Source organism: Streptomyces sp. CNQ329 (assembly GCF_000482585.1).
Genome location: NZ_AXVU01000058.1, coordinates 18,619 through 28,488 on the forward strand (window position 1 = coordinate 18,619; position 9,870 = coordinate 28,488).

Below are 9,870 nucleotides of genomic sequence, written 5' to 3' on the forward strand. Positions count from 1 at the left end.
CGGTCCGCACGAAGTTCACTCCCGCCGCTCAGCGCCAGATGCGGACCGTACCGCTCCGTGAGACGCGCAGGATCCTCATGCGCCTCGGGGAGTTTCAGCGCGCCATGGACAAAGGCGACACCTCGGCCTTCGCTATCAAGCCCCTGACCGGCCATGAGGGCATGGCCCGGCTGCGCGCGGGCGACTACCGGGTCGTGTACACGATCGACAACGGCGAACTCGTCGTCTGGGTCGTCGCGGTCGGTGACCGCCGGGATGCGTACCGCGCTTTGTAGGGCACCGACGGTGTCGTGGCCGGAGTGCGGGCCCGGTCAGGCGATCTTGTCGCAGACGTCCGTCAGCTTCTTCGTCCCCTCCTTCCACGTCACCGTCCGCTGGTCGGCCGCCGTGATCTCCACGGTGTACACGCCGTCGACCACGTACTCGCCGCGCGGCAGGTTCCCCTGTCCCTCCTCGAAGCCCAGGAGGAACGGGCCCGTGGCGTAGTAGACGTGGCCGCCGTCCGGGCCGTACCGGACGATCGAGCGCCCGCCCGCGTCCGCGTCGTAGGTTGCGCCGGTGTCGAGGTTGGTGATGCGGACGATCAGGGCGCCCTTGTACAGCTCCGTCTCCGGGGAGCCGTCGGGGTAGGTGGCGACGGTCTTGACCATGACCTCGTCCAGGAGGGGTTCGGTGCGGAAGGCGAAGTCGCAGCGTTCGCCGGCGGGGTAGTCCACCGGCGGGTACGTGACCGGGCGCCAGCCCGCGTCGTCCCCCTCGCCGCCGGAGGCCGACGCCGCGGGGGCGGCGAGGGCGGCGGTCAGGCAGAGCGCTGCTGCTGTGGCTGCTGCGTAACGGCGCATCGCTGTGGGCTCCTTCAGTTCGCGTGGTGTGCCTGCGTCCCGAGCCTGGTCCCGTCGCCTCACCATGCGCTCACCACGACCCGGCGTACGCTGCCTTCGTGCTGGAGTTCCGCCTGCTCGGCCCCTTCGAGGCGGTACGCGACGGCGCCCCCGTCTCCCTGAGCCGGCGGCGCCAGGAGCGGCTGCTGCTCGCGGTGCTGCTGCTCGCCCCCGGGCGCACGGTCGCCGCCGCGCGGCTCGCGGAGCTGCTGTGGGACGGGGACGCGGGCGCGGGCCGCGGCACCCTGCACACCTACGTCAGCCGGCTCCGCGTGGCGCTGCGGCCGTACGGGGTGCGGATCGTGACCGGCGGCGACGGCTACGCCGCCGAGCCGGGAGGGTGGCGGACGGACGCCGCCGAGTTCGAGGAACGGGCCCGCGCCGCCGCCGCGGTGCGCGACCCGGCCGAGCGGCTGCGCCGTACCGAGGAGGCGCTGGCCCTGTGGCGCGGGGAACTCCTCGACGGGCTCGCGGACGGCGAACTCCGCGCCCGGCTCGGCGGCAGGCTCGCCGAACTGCGGCTCGGCGCCCTGGAGCAGCGCGCCGCGGATCTGCTGCACACCGGCCGCGACGGGCCGGGCGGCGGCGACGGCGGCTCGCTCGCCGCCGAACTCCGGCCCCTGGTCGCACGCCACCCCCTGCGCGAACGGCTGGTCGCCGCGCTGATGACCGCCCTGTACCGGGCCGGCCGCCAGGCCGAAGCCCTCGACGTCTACCGCACCACCCGCCTCGCCCTCGACGCCGAACTGGGCGTCGCACCCGGCCCCGCCCTCCGGGACGTCCACGCGAAGGTGCTCAGCGCCGATCCGTCGCTCGACGAACCGCCGCTGCCCGCGTACGCCGTGCAGGTCCGGGACGTACGGCTGCCGCTGCACACCAGCGGCCAGCCCGCCCTGGAGTTCTGCAACACCTGGGCCGGCTGGGACGGGGCCCGCGAGACGGGTGCGGAGTGGCTGACCGGCTACCGGGCGCTGGCGGTGTGGGCCGGGCACCTCGGGCTGCTGGAGGACTGGCTCGTCACCCGGCTCCTCAAGCAGGCCGAACAGCAGCCCGCCGCCGCCCGGGAGGCGCTGGCGGAGGCCCGCGAGCTGCGCACCGCGATGCACGACTGCTTCGTCGACCCGGCCGACCGGCGCGCTTTCCAGCGGGTGGCGCGCACCGCGGAAGCCGCCGCCCGCTCCGCGGAGTTCCTGTGCGACGAGGACGGGCTCGGCCGCTGGCGGCTGCCCGCCTCGGCGGGCCTGCGGCTGCCGGTGCTGGCCGTCGCCCGCAGCGCCGCCGACCTGCTCGCCGACCCGCAGCGCTTCACCGTGACGGCGTGCCCGTCGCCGGACTGCGGCTGGCTGTTCCTCGACGCCCCCGGCCGCCGCCGCTGGTGCTCCCTGGGCACCTGCGCGGCGCGGGAGAGCGCGGGCTGCACGGCGTGACGCGCGCTCCGGCGCCGGATGCTTCTCCCCTCGGCCTTTCCGGGCGTTCGGCGGAGGACGGTATGTTCCAGGTACGAAGTGTCTGTCGCCGGGGATCAACGGGCACGTACCAGAGTCACTTCGCAAGGCCACTCTCTTACCACCAGGGGATCGAGAATGATCACGCTCTCAAAAGATGACGAGCCGGCGGACCTGGCCGGTGTCACCCACCTGTCGATAGGGGTCTCGTGGGACCCCACGGTCGGGAGCAGCGGCGGGCTCATCGGCAAGCTGCGGCAGACGAAGGGCACCGACCTCGACCTGATCGCCATCGCGATGGCGGGAGCGGACCCGGTCCGGCTGGCCGGGCTCGACTCGCTGGACCCGCTCGGCAACGGGGCGCTGGTGCACAGCGGCGACAACCAGACGGGGAAGGGCGACGGGGACGACGAGGTCGTGACCGTCGAGTTCTCCCGGATCCCGGCCCAGATCACCTCCATCGTGTTCGTCGCCGCCGCGTACAAGAGGGGCAGCAGCTTCCAGAAGGCGCGGAACATCAGCTTCAAGGTGTATGACGCGTCGGGGGGCAGCACGCAGCAGGTCGCCGACATCTGGCCGAGCCTGCTCTCCGCGGACAACGGCTGCGCCGTGGCGAAGGCGACCCGCAACGGCGCCCATTGGACGCTTCAGGTGATCAACGAGACCGGGAAGATCAAGCAGGGCGACGAGCGCGCGCTCATGCGCTTTGCCGCCGGCAAGTAGGTGGACGAGGCGTGCGCCCGGGGAACCGTTTCCGCCGGGCGCACGCCTCTTCTGCCTTCCGCCCCGCCGGGGTGACGGGCGGGTACGGCTCGGGCCGGGAGGGCTTCCGCGGGCGTTGACGACCCCTGTCACGCCCGTTAATTTGTTCGCGGCATACTGAATGTCGTTCGGTATTGCGAACAACGCATGCACAGCCAGGGGCCTTTTCTTCACCTTTCGTCTTCCCCCACACGAAGGAGCTGACGATCATGGCTCGACGATCTGGCGACCCGCACCGCGGCAGGCGCTCCGGCGTCGTCGCGGGCGTCGCGGCGACGGTCCTGGCGGCGACCCTGACGATGCAGAACAACGCCTGGGGCGAGCCCGAGCGGCCGGCCCCGCGGGCGGCGGGCAGCGCGGCGCAGGACTGCGGCGCCGGCACGTACCAGGCCGAGGCCGTCAAGAACGGCTCGACCTGGACCGCGCGTCACGGTGACAGCGTTGTCTACACCGGCGACGACATGCTCTCCGCGATGCGCGCCGCCGTGGACAGCCTCACCCCGAACCGCACCGGCAAAGAACGCGTGGTCGTCCGCGGTGACGGCACGATGCGCGCCGACACCCGGCTGAGCCTGCCCAGCTACACCGTCCTCGACGTCTGCGGCACCATCGACGTCAGCGGTGCATCCGCCTCCGACATGGCACCGGTCTACGCCCGCGGGGTCACCGGCGTGGAGGTCCAGCACCTGACCGTCACCGGCACCCCGCTGTACGGCGTCTTCATCCGCAACGCCACCGACGTCTACCTCGGCCAGATCGACATGCGCCTGTCCGGCGGCGGTATCGGCGTGCGGGTCGACCGGTACAACACCACCGAGCTCACCCGGAACGTGCGCATCGACGACGTCTACGTCTCCGGCGCCGGCTCCCACGCGGTGGAGACCTACGGCGTCGACGGCCTGACCATCGGCACCGTCACCGCCCGCGACGTCGGCGAGTCCGGCCTGCTGCTCAACCAGACCACCAACGCCGAGATCGGCACCGTCGACGCCGTCGATGCGGGCACCGGCACCGGCTACGCCGCCTTCCGCATGGCCAACCGCAACGGACGCATCGGCGACAGCTACGCAACGAACGTGCATGTCGGCCAGGTCATCGCCCGCGGCGGGGGCCGCGGCGTCTTCTGCGTCTCCGAGAGCGGCGGCGCGGTCATCGACCGCGTCGACATCGCCGACACCGGCAACAACGCCGTCCTCATCGAGAACTGCTACAACGTCACCATCGCCGCCCAGAGCGGCACCGTGTCGGGCCCCGGCGACATCCGCCTCGCGGCCCGTACCGAGTTCGCCAACAACCGCGACATCACCCTGCAGAACCTCACGGTGACCAACTCCGCCATCAACGAGAACCCGTGCGGACAGAACACGGTCGTGCGGAACATCCAACTGGTCAACTCCCAGCAGAACACCTGCTGAACCCGCCGTCACGTCCGGGCGCAGCGGGGGCGCGGGTTCCGTCCACGAGCCGATCGTCGTGGGCAGCGGGCCCGGCCCCCGCACAGCCCCGGTTGCAGAGGTGACCGGCGTCCCGGCGCGGCCTGCCCGGCGCTGCGCCGGTCAGGGGAGACCGGTGCGCCACAGCAACAGCGTCACCGACCCCAGCGCCACCACCTGGAAGGCGAGCAGGGCCCATTGCCGGCCGATGCCGAGGACCAGCATCCAGAAGGCGAGGGCGGCAGCGCCGACCTGGGCGACTTCGACCCGCGCCGACTCCGACATGTCGGTGGACCCGGGCAGCCAGCCCGCGGACAGGGTGAGGGCGAACAGCATCCAGGCGACGAGCACCGCGTCCAGGAACAACACGGTGACCACCAGCAGCACGGTCTCCGCGGTGGACGGCTCGCGCCGCGCGGCCGGCCGCTCCGGCGGGAGCGGGTCGGGGGTGTGCCAGGACGGAGTGGACTCCACGACGGGCCTCCGAGAACCGGGTCGGGTGGGCGTGCGCCGAGTATGTGACGGCGCACGGCGCCCCGGCATGAGTACGGCTACTCAAAGTCACCCGCCGCTCGAACGCACCGCGGCGGCCCGCACGCCCGGGAGGGCCGCCGGTGACGGCCCCGGCGTCTCCCCGCCCGGTGGCCGCTGCCGGGGCTGTTCAGAGCCCGAGAAGGTACGCCGCCGTACCTGCGGCACTGACGCAGGCGAGGACGGTGCAGGCCCCGGCGACGTGCCGTCTGAGCAGGCGCTGCCGCAGGAGGGCGAAGCGCTCCTCGTACTCCCCGCGGAGCTCGGCGGCCCGCTCGGCGGTGGTCTGCAGCATCTGGCGGGTGAGGTCCGCGCGCTGGCGCACGTAATGGCGGGTGAGGTCGTCGGCCTGGGCCGTGGTCAGCCAGGGCAGCCGGGCGCAGAGCTGCCCGGCTTCGCGCAGGGCCTGTTCGTGGTGGGCCTGTACGAGGAGGTAGCCCTCGACGGCGTGGGCCAGCTCTCCGCCGTGACCGTCGTGGGGCGCCCGGCGCGCGTCCCGCGTCACCGCGGTTCCTCCTTGTGGCCTTCGGCGTCCAGCGCGTCGCGCTTGCCCACGTTCTGCCGGTGTTCGATTCTCGTCACCGTGGGATGGTGCAGGTCGAAGGCGGGGGACTCGGTCCGGACGCGAGGCAGGCTGGTGAAGTTGTGGCGCGGCGGGGGACAGGAGGTCGCCCACTCCAGGGAGCGCCCGTACCCCCACGGGTCGTCGACCTCGACGGGTTCACCGTATTTGGCGGTCTTCCACACGTTGAAGAGGAAGGGGAGGGTGGACAGACCGAGGAGGAAGGCGCCGATGGAGGAGGTGGTGTTGAGGGCGGTGAAGCCGTCGGCGGCCAGATAGTCGGCGTAGCGGCGGGGCATGCCCTCGGCACCGAGCCAGTGCTGGAGCAGGAACGTGGTGTGGAAGCCGACGAACAGGGTCCAGAAGTGGATTCTCTCCAGCCGGGCGTCGAGCATGGTGCCGGTCATCTTCGGCCACCAGAAGCTGAACCCGCCGAACATGGCGAAGACGATGGTGCCGAAGAGCACGTAGTGGAAGTGTGCGACGACGAAATAGCTGTCGTGCACGTGGAAGTCCAGCGGTGGCGAGGCGAGCAGCACGCCGGTCAGGCCGCCGAAGAGGAACGTGACGAGGAACCCGATCGCCCACAGCATCGGCGGCTCGAACGAGAGCGAACCATGCCACATCGTGCCGATCCAGTTGAAGAACTTCACGCCGGTGGGGACGGCGATCAGGAAGCTCAGCAGGGAGAAGAACGGCAGCAGCACCGCGCCGGTGGCGAACATGTGGTGCGCCCACACGGTGACGGACAGCCCGGTGATGGAGATGGTCGCGCCGACCAGCCCGATGTAGCCGAAGACCGGCTTGCGGGAGAACACCGGAAGGATCTCGGTGATCACGCCGAAGAAGGGCAGCGCGAGGATGTACACCTCCGGATGCCCGAAGAACCAGAACAGGTGCTGCCACAGCAGCGGGCCGCCGTTGGCCGGGTCGTAGATGTGCGCGCCGAACTTCCGGTCCGTCTCCAGCGCGAGCAGCGCGGCCGCCAGCACGGGGAAGGCGAGCAGGACGAGCACCGAGGTGAGCAGCACGTTCCAGGTGAAGATCGGCATCCGGAACATGGTCATACCGGGAGCGCGCATGCAGATGATCGTCGTGACGAAGTTGACCGCCCCGAGGATCGTGCCGAATCCGGACAGCGCCAGCCCCATGATCCACAGGTCCCCGCCGACGGAGGGGCTGCGCGTGGCGTCGCTGAGCGGGGTGTAGGCCGTCCAGCCGAAGTCGGCGGCGCCCTGCGGGGTGAGGAAGCTGGACAGGACGAGCAGGCCGCCGAAGAGGAAGAGCCAGTAGGAGAACATGTTCAGCCGCGGGAAGGCCACGTCGGGCGACCCGATCTGCAGCGGCATGATCGCGTTGGCGAATCCGGCGAACGTCGGCGTCGCGAAGAGCAGCAGCATGATCGTGCCGTGCATCGTGAACGCCTGGTTGTACTGCTCGTTGGACAGGACCTGAAGCCCCGGCCTGGCCAGCTCCGCCCTGATCGCCATCGCCAGCGCCCCGGCGATGAGGAAGAACGCGAAGGACGTGATCAGGTAGAGATGGCCGATCTTCTTGTGGTCCGTCGTGGTCAGCCAGGAGACCACCACCTGTCCGAGGCCGTGGCGTTCGGCCGCGGGAGCAGGGGAGTCGGGTTCGGTGCGGATCGCCATCGGGTTCCTCGTCGAGCAATGTGGATGCGGCCCCGGCCCGTCGTGCCGAGCGTGAGCGTGCCTGTCAGCGGTTGCCCATGGCTCTGCGCACGGCGTCCTTGGTGCGGTCCATCAGTGCGGCGAGCGGTCCCAGCGCCACGTTCTTCGCCGCCGATTCGACACCGGGGTGCGGGCGGGTGGGGGCCATGGCCTCCGCGGCCCTGACGGCCTCGGCCATGGAGGCGAGCTTCGCCGTGTCGGTGCTGCGGCGGAGGTGGGTGAACTCGTAGCGCTCCTCCGCCCGGGCGTGCTCCTGGACCTCGTCGCGCAGCTTGAGCAACCGCGGCATGAACTCCGGATCATCGGTGTCGAGAGCGTCCAGGGCGGCCAGGGTCTCCTTTGCCGCCCGCTCCTCGGCGAGCCGGTCCTCGACCACCTGATCACCGCCGGAGAAACTGCGCCGGGCGAAGGGGTGGACGATCTCCTCCTCGGCGGTCTCGTGCACCGCCAGCAGCCGTACGAGGCGGCGGAAGGCGTCGCGGCGCTCCTCGCCGACGGCGGCCTCGACCTCGTCGAAGAGGTTGCGGATGTCACCGTGCTGGCGCATGAGCAGCGCCACCACGTCGTTCTCCTCGGCCAGGTCTGCTCCGGCCTGAGGGGTCCGGGTCTGGGTCATCTGCGCTCCCCTTACTTCTCGCGCATGGCGGGGTCGGGGTGCTCGCCCTCGGACTCGACGCGGTACTCCCGGCCGAGCATCTCCTGGTGTTCGGTCATGACCCGGTCGCTGGGGGGCGCCTCACCGCCGTGGATCTGCTCCTGCATCCGCTCGAACCGCTCGTGCGCCTCGCGCACGTAGCCCGTCCCGAGGGTGGTCAGGTCCATCTGGGTGTCCAGGAGCTCCCGCAGGTACTGCTTGTTCGGCTCGAACGTGAGCACGTTGGGCAGCTCCGGAGCCACCACCGAAGCGGGGTCGCGGCCGTCGTGCCGGCGCATCAGGTCGCAGGCGGCGTGCAGGTGCTCCAGCTCCATGTTGAGGTGGAGCTCCCAGATCGCCTTGATCTTCGGGTCGCTCTCCTGCTCCATGAACGAGTGGTACAGGTAGCACTCGTTGTACTCGTGGTTGACGAGCTGCTCCCACCAGGTCTCCCCCGGGTCCACGAGAGACTCGTAATGGGTGACGTGCTCCTCCTCGATCAGCCCGATCTCCTGGTAGAGCTGGCGGGCGATCGGCTCCATGTAGGTGGGGCCGGTGTTCATGTAGAAGTTCATCGTCTGCTGCTCCGCCGACATGATGGTCAGCGCGTGCAGCTTCGAGAGCGGATCGGTGCGGTCCTTCTCGTACGGCTCCCGCAGGTTGTCGACCGGGTCGCGGTGGTGCAGCCTCGTCGGCCGGCCGGGCATCACCTCGGTCAGGCCGTCGACGATCGACTCCGCCTTGCGGTGCTCGATCATCTCGTACAGGTTGGCGTACCGGTACAGGTGGTCGAAGTCCTCCAGCACCCCGAACTGGTACGCCTGCTTCAGATACGGGTCCGGCTCCATCCGCGCGACCCAGGCGGTGAGATCCACGGCGACCTGCTCGTACGCGATCGTCGTCTCCAGTACCGACGACACACCCGGGAGCAGCCAGTTCACGGCCTTCTGCTGCTGCGCCTCCAGGTAGCGCACGCGCGCGAGCTGCTGCTTCACCTCCTGATCGGCGGTGTGGCGTGCCATCTGGTGGCTGAACAGGATCGCCTCCACCTCGATGCCGTTCATCGTGATGACGCGGCAGCGGGTGTAGGGGTCGCAATGATCCGGATCGATCGGCTCGACGTTCAGCTCGCGCCAGTTGCGGAGCTGACGGTCCAGGGGGATGCCCCGCTGTTCGAGGGGGTTGAACGTCATGGAGGGCTCTCCTCTGTGCAGGGCCGGGGCGGAGCAACCCCGAGGGCGCCCCGAATGTCCGCATCCGGGGTGTGAGGCAGAGTCTCGTACACCCCGCATCCGCCCGCCGTCGTACACGCCCGGACGGCCTGCTCGACTACTCCATCGGGGCGACGGGGGCGGGCTCGGCCGGCGGACGGCCGGGCGTGGCCCCGGCCCCGGCCCCGGCCCTCTCACCCTCCCTGCACCGGAGGTATCCGGCCCGACACGGGCCGCGACGGCCCGGCGGCCGGCTCCGCCACCGCCTACGTGGTGCCTTCGGTCAAACGGATGCACCATTGACATGTGGGATCACCGGAAGCCGACAGGCCGCAAGCGTCTGGCGGGCAGACAGAGGGCTATCGGTTCGACATCACCGATGCCGCGATGGTCACGTCCGCTGAAGTGGTGTATTGACGGCCACTGGCGTGATCTTTTTTGAGGCTATGCGGTGAGTTCGGTGGGCAGGACGGTCTCGTCGGTTTCTGACTCGTTCGTGTGGAGGGCCTTGGCGAGGAGCTCGCGGCTCATGTAGCGGCGGGCTTCGGTCCACTCGTCGTTCTGCTCGGCCAGGACGGCGCCGACCAGGCGGATCACGGCGGTGCGGTCGGGGAAGATGCCGACGACGTCGGTGCGGCGGCGGATCTCCTTGTTGAGGCGTTCTTGCGGGTTGTTGGACCAGATCTGCCGCCAGAGCTCCCGCGGGAAGGCGGTGAAGGC

At 70.5% G+C, this 9,870-nt stretch carries 11 protein-coding genes; 4 read left to right on the forward strand and 7 right to left on the reverse strand.

What is annotated here, in order from left to right; all coding sequences use genetic code 11:
- Positions 1 to 104 precede the first annotated feature (104 nt).
- Positions 105 to 275 (forward strand): type II toxin-antitoxin system RelE family toxin, encoded by a 171-nt coding sequence (locus I003_RS33380; RefSeq protein ID WP_486584404.1) that lies wholly within the window; start codon positions 105 to 107, stop codon positions 273 to 275.
- Positions 276 to 311: 36 nt separating this feature from the next.
- Here I003_RS33380 and I003_RS0126860 read toward each other — a convergent pair whose 3' ends face one another.
- Positions 312 to 842 (reverse strand): hypothetical protein, encoded by a 531-nt coding sequence (locus tag I003_RS0126860; protein WP_027774330.1) that lies wholly within the window; start codon positions 840 to 842, stop codon positions 312 to 314.
- 101 nt (positions 843 to 943) lie between these two features.
- On the opposite strand from I003_RS0126860, the gene I003_RS0126865 reads away from it, so the two are divergent.
- The 3 genes from I003_RS0126865 to I003_RS0126875 all read left to right on the forward strand — a co-directional run bounded on the left by I003_RS0126865 (position 944) and on the right by I003_RS0126875 (position 4,503).
- A complete protein-coding gene (locus I003_RS0126865; RefSeq protein WP_027774331.1) occupies positions 944 to 2,308 on the forward strand; it encodes a BTAD domain-containing putative transcriptional regulator in 1,365 nt (454 codons plus the stop codon).
- A gap of 156 nt (positions 2,309 to 2,464) precedes the next feature.
- Positions 2,465 to 3,049, forward strand: a complete 585-nt coding sequence (locus I003_RS0126870) for a TerD family protein (RefSeq protein ID WP_027774332.1) — start codon at positions 2,465 to 2,467, stop codon at positions 3,047 to 3,049.
- A gap of 248 nt (positions 3,050 to 3,297) precedes the next feature.
- Positions 3,298 to 4,503, forward strand: a complete 1,206-nt coding sequence (locus tag I003_RS0126875; protein WP_027774333.1) for a hypothetical protein — start codon at positions 3,298 to 3,300, stop codon at positions 4,501 to 4,503.
- A gap of 141 nt (positions 4,504 to 4,644) precedes the next feature.
- Here I003_RS0126875 and I003_RS0126880 read toward each other — a convergent pair whose 3' ends face one another.
- From I003_RS0126880 to I003_RS0126905, 6 genes are all read right to left on the reverse strand, one after another.
- Positions 4,645 to 4,995 (reverse strand): hypothetical protein, encoded by a 351-nt coding sequence (locus I003_RS0126880; protein ID WP_027774334.1) that lies wholly within the window; start codon positions 4,993 to 4,995, stop codon positions 4,645 to 4,647.
- A 187-nt stretch (positions 4,996 to 5,182) separates the two neighbouring features.
- Entirely contained in the window at positions 5,183 to 5,557 is a 375-nt protein-coding gene (locus I003_RS33385; protein ID WP_486584405.1) for a hypothetical protein, read from the reverse strand.
- A complete protein-coding gene (gene ctaD, locus I003_RS0126890) occupies positions 5,554 to 7,266 on the reverse strand; it encodes an aa3-type cytochrome oxidase subunit I (RefSeq protein WP_027774335.1) in 1,713 nt (570 codons plus the stop codon). The genes I003_RS33385 and ctaD overlap by 4 nt, the downstream gene beginning before the upstream one ends.
- Before the next feature lie 64 nt (positions 7,267 to 7,330).
- Positions 7,331 to 7,921, reverse strand: a complete 591-nt coding sequence (locus I003_RS0126895) for a hemerythrin domain-containing protein (RefSeq protein ID WP_027774336.1) — start codon at positions 7,919 to 7,921, stop codon at positions 7,331 to 7,333.
- Positions 7,922 to 7,932: 11 nt separating this feature from the next.
- Complete coding sequence (locus I003_RS0126900) at positions 7,933 to 9,132, reverse strand: hypothetical protein (protein ID WP_027774337.1); 1,200 nt, start codon at positions 9,130 to 9,132, stop codon at positions 7,933 to 7,935.
- Positions 9,133 to 9,594: 462 nt separating this feature from the next.
- The coding region (locus tag I003_RS0126905) for an IS256 family transposase (protein ID WP_027774338.1) at positions 9,595 to 9,870 on the reverse strand (276 nt) is incomplete at its 5' end.

Coding starts and splice junctions, on each gene's coding strand:
- I003_RS33380 (WP_486584404.1), top strand. CDS start 105: ATGGACAAAGGCGACACCTCGGCCTTCGCTATCAAGCCCCTGACCGGC.
- I003_RS0126860 (WP_027774330.1), bottom strand. CDS start 842: ATGCGCCGTTACGCAGCAGCCACAGCAGCAGCGCTCTGCCTGACCGCC.
- I003_RS0126870 (WP_027774332.1), top strand. CDS start 2,465: ATGATCACGCTCTCAAAAGATGACGAGCCGGCGGACCTGGCCGGTGTC.
- I003_RS0126875 (WP_027774333.1), top strand. CDS start 3,298: ATGGCTCGACGATCTGGCGACCCGCACCGCGGCAGGCGCTCCGGCGTC.
- ctaD (WP_027774335.1), bottom strand. CDS start 7,266: ATGGCGATCCGCACCGAACCCGACTCCCCTGCTCCCGCGGCCGAACGC.
- I003_RS0126895 (WP_027774336.1), bottom strand. CDS start 7,921: ATGACCCAGACCCGGACCCCTCAGGCCGGAGCAGACCTGGCCGAGGAG.
- I003_RS0126900 (WP_027774337.1), bottom strand. CDS start 9,132: ATGACGTTCAACCCCCTCGAACAGCGGGGCATCCCCCTGGACCGTCAG.